Origin of the sequence: Mycobacterium sp. UNC410CL29Cvi84 (genome assembly GCF_000686745.1) — a bacterium.
GTDB classification, from domain to species: domain Bacteria; phylum Actinomycetota; class Actinomycetes; order Mycobacteriales; family Mycobacteriaceae; genus Mycobacterium; species Mycobacterium mucogenicum_B.
Map to the genome: position 1 here is coordinate 98,325 of NZ_JMLM01000016.1, position 17,340 is coordinate 115,664.

Here is a 17,340-nt window from a genome sequence, read left to right on the forward strand (position 1 = left end):
GCAAAAACTAGAACATGTTCTAATTTTCGATTATTCACTGGTTGACCGCCGGACGCCAATCCCCTGTGGCTAGCATCACCGTCGTGACCGAAGAAGCCGCCAGCGAAGATGCTGTCCTCGTCGAACAGCGCGACCGCATACTGATCATCACCATCAATCGGCCCCAAGCCAAGAACGCTGTCAACTCAGCGGTCAGCAAGGGTCTGGCCGCCGCCGCGGACCGCCTGGATGAAGACCCGGGACTGTCCGTCGGCGTCCTGACCGGAGCCGGCGGCACGTTCTGCGCGGGCATGGATCTGAAGGCGTTCGCCAAGGGTGAGAACGTCCTCTCGGACCGCGGCCTGGGCTTCACCCAGCGTCCGCCGGCCAAGCCGGTGATCGCTGCCGTCGAGGGCTACGCGCTCGCCGGCGGCACCGAGCTGGCCCTGTCGACAGACCTGATCGTCGCCTCGAACGCGTCGGCTTTCGGCATTCCCGAGGTCAAGCGCGGCCTGGTTGCCGGCGGCGGCGGACTGCTGCGGCTGCCACAGCGCATCCCGTACGCCATCGCGATGGAGCTCGCCCTCACCGGCGACAACCTGACCGCTCCACGTGCGCACGAGTTGGGCCTGGTCAACGAGCTGACCGAGCCCGGTGGCGCACTGGACGCCGCCCTCGCGCTGGCTGCGCGGATCACCGCGAACGGCCCGCTGGCGGTCGCCGCCACCAAGCGGATCATCGTCGAGTCGGCCGACTGGTCCGACGCCGAGAAGTGGGACAAGCAGGCCGCCATCCTGGGGCCGGTCTTCATGTCGAAGGACGCGCGCGAGGGCGCGGTGGCCTTCGCCGAGAAGCGCGCGCCGCAGTGGACCGGTAGCTGAGGCTGCCGGCCATCGGCTCAGCCGATGCTGCTACTTGGGCTTCTTTTCCGGCTGCTGCACCGGGCACTGCTGCTCAACCCAGTTGTTGAGCGTGCGGCTGTACTGGCTGCGGTCGGGATCGCTGGAGTGCAGGCCGTTGGTCTTGACGAAGTGCGTCACGGCGGCCTGCACATCGGCCGGCGGGTGGAAGCCGTTGATGGTGTCCCCGGCTGCCTTCGAGTCCTCGGGGGACGCGCCTGACATCAGGTTCACCACCGCGCCGGTGAGTTGTAGGCAGGTCCCGCCGTCGAGTTGACGACTGGTGGGCGACGGCGGCGCTTCCGCAGCGGGCGTGCTCGGGGCGGAAGCGGACGTCTGTGCCGGAGCGCTCGACGTCGAGGTGGTCGGCTGCGCCGGCTGCTTGTCACATCCGGCCAGCAGCAGGGCGGCTGCCAGCACGGCGGTCGGACCGCCGATGAGTCGCCGCGACGTCATGTTCTCCCGGTAGCGCATGTGTTTGTTCTACCGGGAGACGGCTGACGTCGGCCAGTGGGGTCAGACCGAGGCGACGAAGTCGCTGCTGTAGAACTCGGCCGGGCTCTGCGAATTCGGCTGGGGCAGATCGACCGCGACCCAGACGCCGGTGGTGCCGGGGGCGACGGAAAGCTGGACGGTGGAGTTGCCGTTGCCGAAGCCGTCGGTGCTCAGCGCGCCGGTGGCGATGCTCGGATCACCGGGCAGGCAGCCGAGGGTGGCGTGCGGAGCGGGGATCACCCGGACGGTGTACTGCGCGTTGCGCGCACCGTCGAGCATCTCGATGTGGGCGGTGGCGGTGCGGCCGTCGGAGGTGATCTCGGCCGTCGGCACCGCCGGGAAGCGGAACTTCATGTAGTTGATCGGCTGCCGGTCGCAGGTGTAGGTGCGCGACATCAGAGTCTGACGGTGCGTGCCGGCGGCCTGGGCGGGCGCGGCGACGATGGTCGCGGCGGGCAGGGCAGCACAGAGAGCCAACGCGGCGAAAGCGCCACTCGATTTGGACATGTGTCGAGTTTTTACCGAGACCGCCGGTAACGCAGTGGTGGCCGTCACAACCGGACGGAACGCACTTTCCGCACGGATATTGACTTAGGTCACAACGGGTTTCCAGTGCGGCCCACCGTCACATCCCACGCGCCCGTCGTCGCCGCGCGGCCGGCCAGCCGCCGGGCATGCCAGCTGGTGCTCCCGAACTCGTCGGCCCAACTGCGTGCGCGCATGGTCGCGCGCCACAGCGGATGTTCCGCCGTGGTGCCGATGGCGCCGTGCAGCTGATGGGCGATGGTCGTCACCGGGGCGACGGCGCGGCCGACGGCGACCTTGGCCTCCGTCGTGGCGTAGGCGGTGCGGTCGTCACCGAAGCCGTATTGGGCGGCGGCGGTGACCGCCAGAGTGGTTGCCGCCCTGGCGCGTTCGATCTCCCCGAGCATCGTGGCCAGCGAGTGCTGCACGGCCTGGAACGCGGCGAGCGGGCGACCGAACTGCACGCGAGTTTCCGTGTGCGCGACGGTCAGTTGTGCGGCCGAGTCGAAGGCTCCGACGATCTGCACGCAGCGGCACCAGGCGCCGCGAATGGTCAGCTCATCGGCGACCGCGAGGGGCAGCTGGACCACATCGGCTGCCGCGGTGTCGAATTCGACGGCGGCTCGGGGTTCGCCGGCGAGGTTGTGTCCGCCGTCGACGAGTGTCGGTGCGTCGCGCAGCGCGACGTACAGGGCCTCCGGTCCACGCGTGGCCACCACAACGGGCCCGCATTGCGGCCAGGTGGCGACGCCGTCCACCGCCACTGTGAGCGGTCCCGATTCCGGTGCCGTCAGGCCGGCTTCGGCGGCCAACCAGGTTGCCAGCATATCGGTTTCGGCGATCGGCACCGCGGCGGCATGGCGGGCCAGGGTGCCCAGCACGACGGCCGCGGCGGCGGGTCCGGCGTCGGCGTCGCTGCTCAGCCGGGTCAGTCCCGAACCCTCGGCGGTGTGCCAAAGCGCCTCGTCGAACGTCAGCGGCAATGTCCGAGCGGGCGCGCCGGTCCGGCCGATCTGCTCGGCCAGTTCACGCAATTCGGCATATTCATTCGAATATTGTTCGGCAGCAGCCTGTTTGGTCCAGTTCTTGGCGACGATGCCGCGCAGCACCTCGTTGGTGCCGCCGCGCAGCGTGAACAGCGGGGCGTGCACGCGGGCGGTGTCCAGCATCGTCTGCAGCCGCGGACGGTCGGGGCCGTCGTACCGGTCCAGCAGCTCCGCGGCGATCTCGACGGAATCCTGTTCGAATCGGGTACCGAGGTCTTTCACCAGCGCGGCGGACACCGCGGCGTCCCGGCCGGCCGTCAGCGCCCGAGCGACCGATATCGAGAGCTGGCGCAGCGAGATCATTCGCGCCATCAGGTCACCGACATCGGCGCGGGGGTCATCCCGCAGTGCCTCGATGAGCGCGAAAAGCAGTGTGGCCGTGGACAGGAAGCGTTCCGGCCCGCTGCGCTCGAAGCCCAGTTCCGAGGTCACCTGATGCCAGCCGGTGCCGACGGTGCCGAGCAGGTCGGCGTCGGTGAGCGCGACGTCGTCGAACAGCACCTCGTTGAAGTGGTGCTCGCCGTTCATCTGGACGATGGGCTCGATGGTGACGCCCGGGGCGTCGGTGGGCACGATGAACTGGCTGAACCCCGCGTGCCGATGTTTCGGGTCCAGAGGACTGGTGCGGGCCAGCACCACGATCTGGTGTGCCAGATGCGCGCCGCTGGTCCAGACCTTGCTGCCATTGAGCAGCCAGCCGCCGTCGGTGCGGGTGGCTTTGGTGGTGACGGCGGCCAGGTCGGAGCCGGCCTCGTGCTCGCTCATGCCGATGGCGGAATACAAAGTACCGGAGGCGATTCGGGGCAGGAGCCGGCGCCGCTGCTCCTCGCTGCCGTAGGTGAGGAGGGCGGGCGCCACCTGCCGGTCGGCGATCCAGTGCGCGGCCACCGGGGCGCCGTGGGCCAGGAGTTCCTCGGTGACGACGTACCGCTGCATGTGGCTGCGTCCGCGGCCGCCGTACTCGACGGGGATGGTGAGTCCGACGAAGCCGGCTGCCGCCAGTCGTGTGCTGAAGTCGGCGTCCCACTTCGACAGCCAGCAGTCGACGCCGGGTTGCCAGCCGAACTGCGCCGCATCCGCGGCCAGGAACCGGCGCAGGTCGTCGCGCAGTTCCGCCAGGTCACCGTCGTCGGCGCGGAGCGCGTCGAAATCGTCCATCCGGCAACAGTAATCGCGGCACCCCGGATTGTCGGTGGGTCACGGCATACTCGGTGCGATGGCGACCATCTACTACACCGCATCGAGCTTGGACGGCTTCATCGTCGATTCCGTCGGCAGTCTGGACTGGCTGCTGTCGCGGGACATCGACGTCGACGGCCCGTTCGGCTACAAGGCGTTCGAGAAGTCCGTGGGTGCCCTGGTCATGGGCTCGACGACGTACCAGTGGATCGTCGAGAACGAGCCGGGTGACTGGCCGTACCCCCAACCGACGTGGGTGCTCACGTCCCGGCCGGGCATCGTCGTCGACGGTCATCCGGTGCAGGCGGTGAGCGGTGCTGTGGCGCAACTGCATCCGACGCTGGTCGAGGCGGCGGGTGAGCGCGACGTGTGGATCGTCGGAGGTGGGGACGTTGCGGCGCAGTTCGTGACGGCCGGCCTGGTCGACGAACTGGTGGTGTCGTACGCGCCGTGCTCGTTGGGCGAGGGCGCGCCCGTGCTGCCGGTGCGCTCGGAATGGCGGCTGGTGGAATCCGCCGTCAACCGGGACTTCGTGTGCGCGCGCTGGGCTCGCGCGGAGGGCTAATCGCCGGCGGTCGGCAGTCCGTTGTTCTTGACGAAAGCCTTTGCCTTGATGAGGAATTCGAGCTGTCTGGCGACGTCGTGCAACGGCTCGACACTGCGCGACGAGCGGCTCAGGATCACGGCACCCTCGAGCGCGGCCAGGCAGGTGACGGCCAGGGTTGACGCGTCGGTGTCGCTGAAGCCTTCGGCGGTGAAGGCGTGTCCGAGCGCGGTGCGCCACCGGTCGAAGATTTCGGCGGCGATGGGGGTCAGGGTCGGCGCTTCGTCGCCCGACCCGACCGCGGCGGCGACCACCGGACACCCGGCGGTGAAATCGCTGTCGGCGAGGATGCGATCCCAGAAGGTGACGAATCCGCGGACGAGGGCGATGCCGCCGTACGCGGCGGAACCGTCGATGTGCGCGGCGATCGCGTCACCGGCGAACTGCAGGGCCTCGATCAGCAGCTGGCTGCGGCCCTCGGGAAAGTGGTGGTAGACCGAGCCGCGCGGGGCACCGCTGCGGACCAGCACCTCGTCGATGGTCAGGCCTGCGGCGCCGCGTTCACGCAGCACAGCGGCGGCGCTGCGCACCATTCGTTCCCGGGTGGCGCCCCGCTTGTTGACCGTCTTGGTGACGGGCTCAGCTGACGTCAATGCGTGACCCGGTTCCGCAGCTGTGTCATCCGATCCTGCATGCCCCGCGCTGCTTCACGCAGCCGCTCGGTGGCACCCAGGACGGTGTGCGTGAAGCGATGACCCTTCACGTTGACCTCGACCACCCACATGGCGCCCTCCTCGATATGGGACTCAGCATAAAACGTCGAACACATCGGGCAAAAGAATGTATTCCAGGTCACTATTGGGCGGCCACAGCGACCGAATGTCTACAAAACTATGTTCTCATACATAATTGCGTGACCAGGAGTTCACTGCTCGCATGACGACCGAACTCGATCCGCAGACCGTCACCCTCGAACGGGCATGTTGTGGTGATGGACCTGGGCCGGCCTGAGAGGCGCGACGCCTTCGACCGCACCATGTCCGCTTCGCCCAGATCGAGGTGCTGCGGGCGACCCTTGACTTCAACCTCGGTTGAGGTTCTAACGTCGTCGAAGGGGGCGAACCGCGGGACTTGGCTGGGTCCGTGCGGCTGACATCAAATTCGGTGCGCCTGGCGCACACGCCACCCGACGCGGTTCGCAGTGCGTCGTTTCTATATGTCGGCTGACAGTGAGGGAAAGATGAAGATTGTTGCGCTGGAGGAGCACTACGTGACCGCGGAAGTTGTCGCGGCATGGGACCGGGTCGACGCCCGGTGGCGAGACCCGATGGCGGACTTGGCCCCCACGCCCGAGATCGGTCGCCGGCTGGCATTCCTCGATGAGGAGCGCCTGGCGATCATGGACGGCGCGGGCGTCGACGTCCAGGTGCTGTCGCTCACGACACCCGGCTTGTTCGACCTGGAACCGGCCGAGGCGGCCGCACTGCAGATCGCGGTCAACGATCAAGTCGCCGAAGCGGTGAAGTGCAACCCTGCGCGTCTACAGGGATTTGCAACCCTGGCTCCGCAACGGCCGGAAGACGCTGCAGCGGAACTCGAACGCGCAGTCCGGCATCTCGGATTCCACGGAGCACTGGTGTTCAGCCGAGTGCGTGACGAACCGATTGATCACCAGCGATTCTGGCCGGTCTTCGAAGCCGCTGAAGCGCTGCAGGCGCCGCTGTACCTGCATCCGCAGAGCCCGCCGGCCGCGGTTCGCCAGGCGTACTACAGCGGCTTCGGAAACCCGGTCGATCTCGCCCTGTCCACCTACGGCATCGGTTGGCATTACGACGCCGGCCTGCAATTCCTGCGACTCGTGTTGGCCGGTGTCTTCGACCGGTTCCCCAATTTGCAGGTGATCCTGGGGCACTGGGGTGAAATGTTGCCGTTCTTCCTGGATCGCGTAGACAACATCGCCGCGACAGCCGGGCTTCAGCGCAGCATCACCGAGTACGTCACGAACAACGCCTTCCTCACACCGGGAGGTGTATTCAGTCAGCGGTATCTGGGTTGGGCACTCGACGTGGTCGGCAGCGACCGCATCATGTTCGCCGCCGACTACCCATACGTCCCCACCGACGGCGGCGTCGCGCGCGCATTTCTCGACGAGGCCGACCTTTCTGAGCAGACTCGACACGACATTGCGTCGGGTACCTGGGACCGGCTGTGTGCGCAGATACTTCGGTGAAGCGCCCGGCAGCGCACCGTCAACATCTCTGAAACGTCAACGGGCGCCGGGTCTTTGCAGACCCGGCGCCCGTTGACGCACGGTTGCCGGACTCAGCCGGCGTTCTCCAGCGCGACGAGCGCGGCAGCGACGGCGAAGTACTTGTTGGAACCGAGCTGGCGCACGGTCTTGATGTTGAACGCCGCGGCGAGGTGCTCGGCGTCGGAGTCACTGACCCCGGCCAGCGCGGCGGGCGATGCGTCGAGGATGTCCTTGAGCGGCTTCTCCTCGTATGCCTTGTCGAGCGACTTCTCGAGATCCACAGAGACAGCCATGCGTTTCCTCCTAGATTGTTGCCAACGACCTTCGAACGGGCGTGACGGTATCAGCGATTGCTGGGGTTTGCCTGAGATAAAAAACCTTTGCTGAAAAGCCGAATGGCCACCCGGCCGAGTCCCCCGAGGGGCGAAGGACAAGGCGCGGATGGCCATTCGGACGAAGGCCGTACTGCTTACTCCGGGGTGTAGCCGAACGGCATGAGCACGCTCTTGGCCTGGCAGTAGGCCTCGATGCCCTCGGGGCCGTTCTCGCGGCCGATGCCCGAGTTCTTGTAGCCGCCGAACGGAGCGCCCGGATCGAAGGCGTACATGTTGACCGCGTAGGTACCGGTGCGAATCTGCGAGGCGATCTTCATGGCCCGCGGGATATCGGTGGTGTAGACGCTGCCGGCCAGGCCGTAGGCGGAGTCGTTGGCGATCCGGATGGCGTCCTCTTCGGTGTCGAAGGGGATGATCGCCAGCACCGGGCCGAAGATCTCCTCCTGGGCGATGGTCATCGAGTTGTCGACATCGGCGAACACCGTCGGCTGCACGAACCAACCGGAGTCCAGGCCTTCGGGACGGCCGCCGCCGGTGGCGATGCGGGCGCCTTCCTCGACGCCCTTCTTGATGTAGCTCTCGACGCGCTCGCGCTGCTTCTCGCTGATCAGCGGGCCGATCATGGCGGCCGGGTTGTCGGGCAGGCCGACCTGCATGGCGGCCGCGCCGGCGGCCACCTTCTCGACGACCTCGTCGTAGCGCGAGCGCGGGGCCAGGATGCGGGTCTGTCCGACGCAGGCCTGGCCGGTGTTCATCAGGCCCGAGAACAGCAGCATCGGCAGGGTGGAGTCCAGGTCGGCGTCTTCGAGGATGATCGCCGCGGACTTGCCGCCGAGTTCCAGGGTGCAGGGCTTGAGCCGCTCGGCGGCGACCTTGCCGATCTCCTTGCCGACGGCCGAGCTGCCGGTGAAGGTGAACTTGTCGATCTCGGGGTTGGCGGTCAGCGCGCGGCCGGTCTCGGGGCCACCCGGCACGACGGACAGGACGCCCTCGGGCAGGCCGGCCTCGGCGAAGGCCTGGGCCATGGCGAACACCGACAGCGGCGTCTCGGCGGCGGGCTTGAGCACGACGGTGCAGCCGGCGAGCAGCGCCGGGCCCAGCTTGTTGGCGGCCAGGAAGAACGGCACGTTCCACGCGGCGACGGCGGCGACGACGCCGATGGGCTCGCGGGTCACCAGCGTCTGGCCGTAGATGCCGTCGCGGATATCGCTCCACTGGAACTTGTCTGCGGCCCCGGCGTAGTAGTTGAACGACGACATGGCCGCGCCGTACTGCATCATGTCGACGATGCTCGGCGGCTGGCCGGTCTCGGCGGAGAGCAGGAACTTCAGCTCGTCGGCGCGCTCGGTCATGATGCGCGACGCCTCGGCGATCACCGCGGCGCGCTCGGCCGGGGACATCTTGGGCCACGGGCCCTCGTCGAATGCCTTACGTGCGGCGGCACAGGCGGCATCCACGTCGGACTTGGAGGCCAGCGGCACCTTGCCGACGAGCTCGCCGGTGGCCGGGGAGTGCACCTCGATGACGTCCGACGTCGCGGGTGCGGTCCACTGACCGCCGATGAACAGCTGATCCCACTCGGTTTTGAATGCCGTGCTCTGTGTCATGGCCGTCACACTACCGAGTTTTCGGCCAAACGAGAACATGTTCCAATTAGGTCATTCAGCTGGGCTGGAGCACCAACACCAGGTTGCTCGTCAAGAACTCCTGTAACACCGGTACAGAAGTCGCACGCCAGGCCCATCGCGGGTGGTAGCGGGGGAATGCGGCGACCAGCGCCCCCGTGCTGCGCGCCCACTCCAGCCCAGCTGCGGCAGACACCGCGAACAACGACGATCCGTAGTCGTTCTTCGGCCGGTGGCCGTGTTTGCGGGTATACATCTCGGCGGCCCGCCGGCCGCCGAGGTAGTGCGTCAGCCCCATCTCGTGGCCACCGAAGGGGCCCAGCCACACCGTGTAGGACAGGATCACCAGCCCGCCCGGCCGGGTGACCCGCAACATCTCCCGGCCCATCAGCCACGGTTCGCGGACGTGCTCGGCGACGTTCGACGACAGGCAGACGTCGACGCTGGCGTCGGCGAACGGCAGGGCCATGCCCGAGGCGCGCACGAAGGTGCCGGCGCCATCGGGTTGGGCGGCCGGGCCGGCATGCATCTCCCGAGGGTCGGGTTCGACGCCGATGTATGTCATTCCGGCGCTGGAGAATTCGGTGGCGAAGTAGCCGGGACCGCCGCCGACGTCGAGCACCGTGGCGCCGTCGGGTGCGGCTCCGTTGAGGTCGCGCCACAGGCCGTCCACCAGGGCGACGGTGTCCCGGGCGAGGCCGCCATAGAAGCGGGCGGGGTCGCTCTGCTCGAAACGGAACTCGCTGAGCAGGCGGATCGAGCGGGCGAGGGTGGCCCGCTCACGCGTGATGACCAGTCGTTTGGCGGCCCAGCGATTCACTCCGCAACCCTACTGACCGGTACCCTTCATTCGATGCCAGACCACCCCCAGCAGCCCGCTGGATCTCCTGACGAGATCCGGTCGGTGCTGCTGCTCTGCTGGCGCGACACCGGCCATCCCCAGGGCGGCGGTAGCGAGACGTATCTGCAGCGCATCGGCGCGCAGCTGGCCGAATCCGGGGTTCGGGTGACGCTCCGGACCGCGCGCTATCGCGGGGCGTCGCGCACCGAGGTCGTCGACGGCATCCGGATCAGTCGCGGCGGCGGCCGGTTGTCGGTCTACATCTGGGCGGGGCTGGCCATGGTCCTGGCGCGTGTCGGGCTGGGTCCGCTGCGGGGCGTCCGGCCAGATGTGGTGATCGATTCGCAGAACGGCATCCCGTTTCTGGCGCGCCTGGCGTACGGCCGACGGGCGATGGTGCTGGTGCATCACTGCCACCGCGATCAGTGGCCGGTAGCTGGACGGTTGATGAGCAGGTTCGGCTGGTTCGTGGAGTCGCGGCTCTCGCCCCGACTGCATCGGGGCAACCAGTACGTGACGGTGTCGCTGCCGTCGGCCCGGGACCTGGTGGACCTGGGTGTCGACGCTTCGCGGATCGCCGTCGTCCGCAACGGGGTCGACCTCGCGCCGGCGGCGTCGCTGTCGCTGCCCCGGGCGGCGGAGCCGCGCATCGTGGTGCTGTCGCGGTTGGTGCCGCACAAGCAGATCGAGGACGTGCTCGACGCCGTCGCGCTGCTCGCGCCGGTGGTGCCGGGACTGCGCCTGGACGTCGTCGGTGGCGGCTGGTGGGACGAGCGGCTGGTTGCGCACGCCCGTCGGCTCGGCATCAGCGCGGCGGTCACGTTCCACGGCCACGTCGATGAGGCCACCAAACACGAAGTGCTGCAACAGGCTTGGGTCCATGCGTTGCCGTCGCGCAAGGAAGGCTGGGCGCTGGCCGTCATCGAGGCCGCCCAGCACGGCGTGCCCACGGTCGGCTACCGGTCCTCGGGCGGCCTGACCGACTCGATCGTCGACGGCGTCACGGGCCTGTTGGTCGACGACCACCGCGGTCTGGTCACCGCGCTCGAGACCCTGCTGACCGACGCCGTCCTGCGCGATCAGCTGGGTACCAAGGCGCAGGTGCGGGCTGCCGAATTCTCGTGGCCGCAAAGCGCTTCCGCGATGCTGACCGTTGCGGAGGCCGTCCGGGACGGCAAGTTCGTCAACGGAATCGTCTGACCCCTCGTCCGGGCCACGACGGTGCTGCCGCCGGGCGTCGACGCCCCTTCCGAAAATTCTTCGTGACAGCGATCCAAATCTGCCGTTTTGCTGTTGGACACCGCCGGGCCGCATAAACTGACGGACAAGTCAAATTTAATAGCAATGAGGGCCGCCTCCGGGTTTCGGCTTTCGGGTGTCCCTCGAATTTTGCGGATCCAGGCAACTGGGCCCGGTGCTGCAGTGCGTTCGAACTCCGTTCTCATTCAATGTAATTGGATATTCCGCTCCATCGAAGTACCACCGGGTCTGAGGAGTTGAGCATGTGGAGTTGCCAATGACGCTTTCGACGTTCGGGCTCACGCGGCTGGCGAGTTCACGCACCGTCTGGCAGCCGCATTACGCGCGTCGCGTGCTGATCACCGACGCCGCGACCATCGTCCTCGCGATGCTGTTCGCGCAGTGGGTCCGATTCGGCGGAGCGGGCTACGGCCCGTCGGCATCCATGCTCTATACCGGGTATTCACTGGCGCTGGCGTGCCTGTGGCTGGGCGTCCTGACGCTCCATCACGCCCGTTCCGCGTCGATCCTCGGCTGTGGCATCGAAGAGTATCGCCGCGTCGTCGCCGCATCCTTCTGGACGTTCGGGGTCATCGCGATCGTGGCGCTGCTGGCGCGGCTCGAGATCGCGCGCGGTTACCTGGCCCTGGCGTTCCCGTTGGGCACGATCGGGCTGCTCATCGGACGCAAGCTGTGGCGGCGCCGGGTTCGTGCGCGCCGGCAGGCGGGCGAATGCCTGACATCCGTTCTCGCCATTGGTGATCGGGATGCCATCGCGGTCCTGGCGACCGAACTCATGAACGACCCCGGCGACGGTTATGTGGTGGTCGGCGCCGGCATCCCGGGAGACCCCGACGCGCGCGGCGACGTGATCAGAATCGGTGACCGAGTGATCCCGATCTTCGGCGACGAGAACGACGCCCTCGGTGCGCTCGGCGACCGCTGCGCCGCCGACACCGTGGCGCTGACCGACGCCGAGCACTTCGGTGTCGCCGGAATCCAGCGGCTCACCTGGCGTCTCGAGGCCTCCGACGTCGACCTGGTGGTGTCGCCCGGCCTGCTCGACGTCGCCGGTGCGCGACTCGCGATGCGGCCGGTGGCCGGCATGCCGCTGCTGCACGTGGAGAAGCCGCAGTACCACGGCGCCAAGAGCTTCCTGAAGAAGGCGTTCGACTTCGGATTCGCGCTGGCGGCGCTGATCGGAACGGCGCCCCTGCTGGTGCTCGCGGCCATCGCCATCAAGGTGACGAGTCGCGGCCCGGTGTTCTACCGGTCCGAACGCATCGGGTTGGACGGTGAGCCGTTCACGATGATCAAGTTCCGCAGCATGGTGGTCGACGCGGAGGAGCGCCTCGAAGACCTGCTGCCGTCAAATGAGATGGCCGGCGGCGTCATGTTCAAGATGCGCGACGACCCGCGGGTGACGCTGGTCGGAAAGGTGTTGCGCCGCTACAGCATCGACGAGCTGCCGCAGTTCATCAACGTGCTCAAGCAGGACATGAGCGTCGTCGGCCCGCGGCCACCGCTACGCCGTGAGGTCGAGACCTACAACGGTGACATCAGGCGCAAGCTGCTCGTCAAACCGGGCGTGACGGGGCTGTGGCAGATCAGTGGCCGGTCGAACCTCACGTGGGACAAGGCTGTGCGCCTTGATCTTTCGTACGTCGACAACTGGTCGATGCTGACCGACGTCGGCATCATCCTGAAGACCGTCAGTGTGGTGGCTCGCGGCGACGGGGCGTACTGAGGCCCCGCCACCGCTGGATCACCATCGCGGTCATGGCCCCGATCGGCATGCCCAACCACACCACGTGTGCGGCGATCAGCAGCGCGCGTCCCGATGCCGCGGGCGTCGTTCCACCCACTCGGTACAACGCAATGTCGTTGTCCCGGTAGGTAACCGGCAGCGACAGTGGCGGAGCCGAACCCTCCACCACGACCCAGCCCACCCCGGCCGCGGCCAACTGATGCACGTCGGCGCCCCGCAGCAGGAGGTCCTGCACCCGTCGCGCCCGCACGCCCTCACCGGGCACGTTTCGGCCCCCGATCATCAGGTCTCCGGTTGCCAGCACGTCGGCGGAAACCCAGCGCGGCAGCGGATCGAGCACCGCGTTCGGGCCGGCCCACGGGAACTCCCGGATGACGTCGGGCGGCAGGACCGCGACGGGCCGCGGGTCCGAGTTGATCTGCGCCGCAACCGAATACCAGCCGGCAGGGTACTGCACCGACCGCAACTGGCCGCCGACACCCCACGCCAGGTCGGGCAATGCCGCCAGCGCCACGACGCAGCACCCCGCAGCAGCGAAAGCCGTTGGCAGCCAGCGCCGCAGCACCGCCACCGCGGCGGCACCGGCGAGGGCATAGCCCGGCATCGCGAGCGCCACCCACTTCTGCCCGTCGCGCAGCACGCCGGTGCTCGGGACGGTCCGGATCAGCCAGTCGAGGAACGCCGACCCGGGATCGGTCGCAAGCAGCGTGGGCACCACCACCGCGACGACGGCGAGCACCAGCAGCGGCCGCGCCGCGGCCACGGACCACGCCTTCCGCGCGCCGCAGGCCACCACCGCCAGCAGCGCCACGGTCCCGACGAGGGCCCACAGCGTCGTGCGGGACACCGGTACCGCCCCGGCATTCCAGATTCCGCCGAGCCCGGCCAGGCTGCCCAGTGTCCCGAGTCCCGGCTCCGCCCGCGCCGCGAATGCCGGCACGCCGGCGCTCGCCACCGGCAGCACCGAGCGCGCGACCACCGTCGCCACCAACCACGGCAGGGCGGCTCCGACCGACGCCGCCAGCGTCACCCACACGCCGCGCCAGGTTCGCGAACACACCAGCGCCACGACCAGCGCCAGCAGCAAGCCTGTCGGCGTCAGCCCGGCCAGCGCGATCCAGAAGACCAGGCCCCAGGGTTTTGTGCACGATTGTTCGCGCTCACCGCGGAAAATCGTGCACAAATCACTGGAGAGGGCGACCCAGGGCAGGCAGCCGTAGCCGACGAGCAGGCTCCAGTGCCCTTGCAGCAGTCGCTCGGCGACGTAGGGGTTCCACACCGCGACGGTGACGGCCACCAGCTGCCCGCCGAGACCGGCGTCCAGCACCGCGGCGGCCAGCTTCGCCGCACCCCAGCCGGCGAACCACAAGCCGAGGATCGTCAGCGCCTTGACCAGCACCCCACCGTCGACGACGGGCGAGAGGACAGCCAGGAAGAAGTCCTGCGGCAGGGCCCGGGGTGCGGCCTCGGACAAACCCAGGGCGGCGTCGGACAGGTACGACCGCGGCGTCGAGACCGCGTCACGCAGCAGCAGATAACCGGGCGCCAGCAGCGGCGCGGTGACAGCGAGCGTCAGCCCCAGCGCGTACAGCGCCGGCAGGGCACGACGAAAAGCGGTCAGATCCGGTCCGGTGGCAGATCGGTCGGCCGCTGGGTGGGCAGCTTCTCGGTCATGGCCTCGGCCGCGGGCATCGGCCCGGAGTCGGTGTCGCGCCTGCCGAAGAAGCCGTGCCCGGCGGCGTCGAGGCCCGGATCGATCAGTGCGGCCTGCGACCGCAGGCTGTATCCGGCGAGCAGCACGCCACCGACCAGGAACACCAGACCCAGGCCACCGAAGGTGATGGGCAGGATGCGGTCCCATAGGGCGAGCTTGTCGCGCTCGTCGTGGGCGGCGGCGACCTGCGACTCGACCGTCTGCTCGTTGGAGGTGACGGTGTAATCGGCGAACGTCACCTCGGGCTTGAGGGCGTCACGCGAGTAGTAGTGGAAGCCGCGGTCCTTCTCCTTGACGATGGTGCCCGAGACCGGGTCCACCCAGAAGGTGCGCGCCGCGGCGTAGTAGCGCTGCATGGTGATCGGGTCGGTCGGCTCGGCCGACGGCACGCCCCACAGCTCGGCGCGCGCGGTCACGGAACCGTCCTCGTCCTTGTCGTACAGCGACGAGTACTTGATCGGCTCGACCAGCTTGCCGTCGGCGTCGAAGCCGACGTTCTGCGTGAACTTGTAGACCGACAGCCCGTTGACGTCTTCTTCGCCCTCGTAGTTGGCGTCGTACGCCTTCTGCGCGATCGGGTCGAACACCTGGTAGGTCTTCTTCTCCGTGCTGAACGGGAAGCGGTAGCTCAGTCCGGTGTGCGGCAGCGCGACGTTGGTCGGCGGGTTCGGGTCTTCGATGGTGCGCGGCTTCTGCACCGAGCCGGCCGCACCCGTCACCGCGGCGGCGGTGGTGCGGTTGAGCGTCACGGTGTCGACGAGTGCCAGCAGCAGACCGTTGTCCTGCTGCTTGTCGGTGCGGCGCACGGTGCTGCCGACCTGCAGCGTCACCACGTCGGCGTTCGCCGGGTTCTCGACGCTCACCTGCCGCTGCAGCACCAGCGGAACGTTCTTGTTGACGACGAACTTCTCGCCCAGCAGCGACGCGGGGTCCAGCGCGGTCCCGGTGCCGTTGCTCACCAGCGTGGTGTCGATGTCGAGCGGGATCTTGGAGATTTTGCCCGACGTATAAGTAGTCAACAGCAGGGCAGCGATCAGCAGGGCGGCGCCGAGCCCCATCAAGACGCATGCCGCGATTCGCAACCCCACAGCGCGGTTCAACCCGTGCTCCTTACTTTGTCTGCTCAAGCCACACAGCAACCCGACTGACCCTAACAGCCCGCCCTAAGGCTGACCCTCAGAGTCGGGTGCGGGCCGCCGTGAGATTCGCCGCCGACACCGGGCACCCGGCACACTGGGGTCGTGGGCGACCAGGGACACGACACCGCGGACAGTGCTGAGGTGAGCGGCACCCGCAGTTTCCTGCCCGCTGTCGAGGGCATGCGGGCCTGTGCCGCCATGGGCGTCGTCCTCACACACGTGGCGTTCCAGACGGCCAACAGCAGTGGCTGGTACGGCCGGTTGTTCACCCGTTTCGACCTGGCGGTCGCCGTGTTCTTCGCGTTGTCGGGCTTCCTGCTGTGGCGCGGGCACGCCGCCGCCGCGCGGGGTCTGCGGCACCGGCCGCCGACGGGCCATTACCTGCGCTCGCGCATCGTCCGCATCATGCCGGGCTATCTGGTGGCCGTCGTGGTGATCCTGGCGCTGCTGCCCGAGGCGCACGCCGACCTGACGGTGTGGCTCGCCAACCTCACGCTCACCCAGGTCTATGTGCCCCTGACGCTGACCGCTGGACTGACGCAGATGTGGAGCCTGGCCGTCGAGGTCAGCTTCTATCTGGTCCTGCCGCTGCTGGCACTGTTGGCCCGCCGGCTGCCGGTGGACTGGCGGGTGCCCGCGATCGCGGCGCTGGCGGTGGCGAGCTTCGCGTGGCCCGCGCTGCCGTGGCATCTGCCGTTCGGCGTCAACCAGATGAACTGGCTGCCGGCGCTGTTCTCGTGGTTCGCCGCCGGCATGCTGCTGGCCGAGCTGACGGTCATGCCCGTCGGCCGCATGCATCAGCTGGCCCGGCGCCGCTGGGTGATGGCGGCCATCGCCGGAGTGGCGTTCGTCATCGCGGCGACACCGCTGGCCGGCAACATCGGACTCGCGCCGGGCGCCGTCAGCCAGGTCGTGGTCAAGACGGCGATGGGCGCCGTGGTCGCCGGGGCGCTGCTGGCGCCGCTGGTGCTGGACGCCCCCGGAACGCCGCACCGGATCCTCGGCAGCACCACGATGGTGACGCTGGGCCGCTGGTCCTACGGCCTGTTCATCTGGCATCTCGCGGCGCTGGCCATGGTGTTCCCGGTGATCGGCGAGTTCCCGTTCAACGGCCACATGCCGATCGTGCTGATCCTGACCTGGGTTTTCGGGTTCGCGATCGCGGCCGTGAGCTATGGCCTGATCGAGTCGCCCTGCCGCGAGCTGTTGCGCCGCTGGGAATCCCGGCACGCCCCGTCACCGCGGGACAGCGCGATCACGGACGTTCCGGAGCCTGCTGCGGTCGGTTAGCCGCTGCTACGCGCCGCCGGTGCGGCCACGGTCCCACGGATCGGGCCGTGTCGGTCGGGTGCGCCATGCTCGCGCTATGACGCAATACACCTACCGGGCCGAGTGGTCGCCGGAGCGTGGCCGCTATCTGGCCGGATGCCTGGAGTTCCCGCGGCTCTGGGCGACGGGCATGACCGCCGCGACCGCGATTGCCGCAATGGAACAGACGGTGGCCGACGAGGTCCGCGATCTGCTGGCGAGTGAAATGTCGCCGCCTGAATCCATCACGGACCGCAAGTACAGCGGCAAGTTCCTGTTGCGGATGCCGACGGCCATGCACGCCAAGCTCAGTGTCGAAGCGGCTGAGCAGGGCGTCTCACTGAATCAATGGGTGGTCCAGAAGCTGGCTGCCCGGCCACCGTCATTCGACGATTTCTAGCAGTGTGCGGCCGGGGGTTCGGTGTGCCGGCGTGTCGAGTTGTCAGTTGGCCC

Annotated in this window: 17 protein-coding genes and 1 pseudogene; 7 read left to right on the top strand and 11 right to left on the bottom strand. The window is 68.3% G+C overall.

Annotated features, from left to right (window positions below; all coding sequences use genetic code 11):
* The first annotated feature begins 74 nt into the window (after positions 1-74).
* Positions 75-860, top strand: a complete 786-nt coding sequence (locus BR47_RS0121850; protein WP_177127417.1) for a crotonase/enoyl-CoA hydratase family protein — start codon at positions 75-77, stop codon at positions 858-860.
* A 30-nt stretch (positions 861-890) separates the two neighbouring features.
* Here BR47_RS0121850 and BR47_RS0121855 read toward each other — a convergent pair whose 3' ends face one another.
* The 4 genes and pseudogenes from BR47_RS0121855 to BR47_RS33850 all read right to left on the bottom strand — a co-directional run.
* Positions 891-1,352 (bottom strand): hypothetical protein, encoded by a 462-nt coding sequence (locus BR47_RS0121855; protein WP_029120773.1) that lies wholly within the window; start codon positions 1,350-1,352, stop codon positions 891-893.
* A gap of 42 nt (positions 1,353-1,394) precedes the next feature.
* Positions 1,395-1,880, bottom strand: a complete 486-nt coding sequence (locus BR47_RS32220; RefSeq protein ID WP_020103441.1) for a hypothetical protein — start codon at positions 1,878-1,880, stop codon at positions 1,395-1,397.
* A gap of 89 nt (positions 1,881-1,969) precedes the next feature.
* The gene (locus BR47_RS33845; protein WP_231506754.1) at positions 1,970-2,725 is read right to left on the bottom strand and encodes an acyl-CoA dehydrogenase family protein; all 756 of its coding nucleotides are present in this window, start codon (positions 2,723-2,725) and stop codon (positions 1,970-1,972) included.
* A gap of 258 nt (positions 2,726-2,983) precedes the next feature.
* Positions 2,984-4,102, bottom strand: a pseudogene (locus BR47_RS33850) (acyl-CoA dehydrogenase family protein); the annotation flags it as partial.
* Between the two features lie 58 nt (positions 4,103-4,160).
* On the opposite strand from BR47_RS33850, the gene BR47_RS0121870 reads away from it, so the two are divergent.
* Entirely contained in the window at positions 4,161-4,688 is a 528-nt protein-coding gene (locus tag BR47_RS0121870) for a dihydrofolate reductase family protein (RefSeq protein WP_029120774.1), read from the top strand.
* Here the strand turns inward: BR47_RS0121870 and BR47_RS0121875 are convergent.
* Positions 4,685-5,260, bottom strand: coding sequence for a TetR/AcrR family transcriptional regulator (locus BR47_RS0121875; RefSeq protein ID WP_051128586.1), 576 nt, complete (start codon positions 5,258-5,260; stop codon positions 4,685-4,687). The genes BR47_RS0121870 and BR47_RS0121875 overlap by 4 nt on opposite strands.
* A 56-nt stretch (positions 5,261-5,316) precedes the next feature.
* Positions 5,317-5,451, bottom strand: a complete 135-nt coding sequence (locus BR47_RS34065; RefSeq protein ID WP_286154349.1) for a hypothetical protein — start codon at positions 5,449-5,451, stop codon at positions 5,317-5,319.
* Positions 5,452-5,907: 456 nt separating this feature from the next.
* Here BR47_RS34065 and BR47_RS0121885 point away from each other — a divergent pair, with 456 nt between their 5' ends.
* Positions 5,908-6,897: an amidohydrolase family protein gene (locus BR47_RS0121885; protein ID WP_029120775.1), complete on the top strand. Its 990-nt coding sequence runs from the start codon at positions 5,908-5,910 to the stop codon at positions 6,895-6,897.
* A 92-nt stretch (positions 6,898-6,989) separates the two neighbouring features.
* On the opposite strand, the gene BR47_RS0121890 is transcribed toward BR47_RS0121885, so the two are convergent.
* The 3 genes from BR47_RS0121890 to BR47_RS0121900 all read right to left on the bottom strand — a co-directional run bounded on the left by BR47_RS0121890 (position 6,990) and on the right by BR47_RS0121900 (position 9,698).
* Positions 6,990-7,211 carry a hypothetical protein gene (locus BR47_RS0121890; protein ID WP_020103447.1) on the bottom strand — a complete coding sequence of 74 codons (222 nt, stop codon included), beginning with the start codon at positions 7,209-7,211 and terminating at the stop codon, positions 6,990-6,992.
* A 176-nt stretch (positions 7,212-7,387) separates the two neighbouring features.
* A complete protein-coding gene (locus BR47_RS0121895; protein ID WP_029120776.1) occupies positions 7,388-8,860 on the bottom strand; it encodes an aldehyde dehydrogenase in 1,473 nt (490 codons plus the stop codon).
* Between the two features lie 55 nt (positions 8,861-8,915).
* Positions 8,916-9,698: a class I SAM-dependent methyltransferase gene (locus BR47_RS0121900; RefSeq protein ID WP_177127416.1), complete on the bottom strand. Its 783-nt coding sequence runs from the start codon at positions 9,696-9,698 to the stop codon at positions 8,916-8,918.
* Positions 9,699-9,731: 33 nt separating this feature from the next.
* On the opposite strand from BR47_RS0121900, the gene BR47_RS0121905 reads away from it, so the two are divergent.
* Complete coding sequence (locus BR47_RS0121905) at positions 9,732-10,919, top strand: glycosyltransferase family 4 protein (protein WP_051634936.1); 1,188 nt, start codon at positions 9,732-9,734, stop codon at positions 10,917-10,919.
* A gap of 316 nt (positions 10,920-11,235) precedes the next feature.
* Complete coding sequence (locus BR47_RS0121910) at positions 11,236-12,705, top strand: sugar transferase (protein ID WP_231506750.1); 1,470 nt, start codon at positions 11,236-11,238, stop codon at positions 12,703-12,705.
* Here the strand turns inward: BR47_RS0121910 and BR47_RS0121915 are convergent.
* Together BR47_RS0121915 and pgfA are read right to left on the bottom strand one after the other, a co-directional pair.
* Positions 12,671-14,326, bottom strand: coding sequence for an MmpA family trehalose lipid delivery protein (locus tag BR47_RS0121915; protein ID WP_177127418.1), 1,656 nt, complete (start codon positions 14,324-14,326; stop codon positions 12,671-12,673). The genes BR47_RS0121910 and BR47_RS0121915 overlap by 35 nt on opposite strands.
* Before the next feature lie 17 nt (positions 14,327-14,343).
* Positions 14,344-15,540 carry a cell envelope lipid trafficking protein PgfA gene (gene pgfA, locus BR47_RS0121920; RefSeq protein WP_029105686.1) on the bottom strand — a complete coding sequence of 399 codons (1,197 nt, stop codon included), beginning with the start codon at positions 15,538-15,540 and terminating at the stop codon, positions 14,344-14,346.
* A 219-nt stretch (positions 15,541-15,759) separates the two neighbouring features.
* Between pgfA and BR47_RS0121925 the strand changes: the two genes are divergently transcribed.
* Together BR47_RS0121925 and BR47_RS0121930 are read left to right on the top strand one after the other, a co-directional pair.
* Positions 15,760-16,869 carry an acyltransferase family protein gene (locus tag BR47_RS0121925; protein WP_225433816.1) on the top strand — a complete coding sequence of 370 codons (1,110 nt, stop codon included), beginning with the start codon at positions 15,760-15,762 and terminating at the stop codon, positions 16,867-16,869.
* A 76-nt stretch (positions 16,870-16,945) separates the two neighbouring features.
* Complete coding sequence (locus tag BR47_RS0121930; protein ID WP_020103455.1) at positions 16,946-17,287, top strand: type II toxin-antitoxin system HicB family antitoxin; 342 nt, start codon at positions 16,946-16,948, stop codon at positions 17,285-17,287.
* The last annotated feature ends 53 nt before the right edge of the window (positions 17,288-17,340 follow it).

What these genes read in the sequence shown, in the direction of transcription:
- BR47_RS0121855 (WP_029120773.1), bottom strand. Translation starts at nt 1,352, where the DNA reads ATGCGCTACCGGGAGAACATGACGTCGCGGCGACTCATCGGCGGTCCG.
- BR47_RS32220 (WP_020103441.1), bottom strand. Translation starts at nt 1,880, where the DNA reads ATGTCCAAATCGAGTGGCGCTTTCGCCGCGTTGGCTCTCTGTGCTGCC.
- BR47_RS33845 (WP_231506754.1), bottom strand. Translation starts at nt 2,725, where the DNA reads ATGCTGGCAACCTGGTTGGCCGCCGAAGCCGGCCTGACGGCACCGGAA.
- BR47_RS0121870 (WP_029120774.1), top strand. Translation starts at nt 4,161, where the DNA reads ATGGCGACCATCTACTACACCGCATCGAGCTTGGACGGCTTCATCGTC.
- BR47_RS0121875 (WP_051128586.1), bottom strand. Translation starts at nt 5,260, where the DNA reads ATGGTGCGCAGCGCCGCCGCTGTGCTGCGTGAACGCGGCGCCGCAGGC.
- BR47_RS34065 (WP_286154349.1), bottom strand. Translation starts at nt 5,451, where the DNA reads ATGTGGGTGGTCGAGGTCAACGTGAAGGGTCATCGCTTCACGCACACC.
- BR47_RS0121885 (WP_029120775.1), top strand. Translation starts at nt 5,908, where the DNA reads ATGAAGATTGTTGCGCTGGAGGAGCACTACGTGACCGCGGAAGTTGTC.
- BR47_RS0121890 (WP_020103447.1), bottom strand. Translation starts at nt 7,211, where the DNA reads ATGGCTGTCTCTGTGGATCTCGAGAAGTCGCTCGACAAGGCATACGAG.
- BR47_RS0121895 (WP_029120776.1), bottom strand. Translation starts at nt 8,860, where the DNA reads ATGACACAGAGCACGGCATTCAAAACCGAGTGGGATCAGCTGTTCATC.
- BR47_RS0121905 (WP_051634936.1), top strand. Translation starts at nt 9,732, where the DNA reads ATGCCAGACCACCCCCAGCAGCCCGCTGGATCTCCTGACGAGATCCGG.
- BR47_RS0121910 (WP_231506750.1), top strand. Translation starts at nt 11,236, where the DNA reads ATGACGCTTTCGACGTTCGGGCTCACGCGGCTGGCGAGTTCACGCACC.
- BR47_RS0121925 (WP_225433816.1), top strand. Translation starts at nt 15,760, where the DNA reads ATGCGGGCCTGTGCCGCCATGGGCGTCGTCCTCACACACGTGGCGTTC.
- BR47_RS0121930 (WP_020103455.1), top strand. Translation starts at nt 16,946, where the DNA reads ATGACGCAATACACCTACCGGGCCGAGTGGTCGCCGGAGCGTGGCCGC.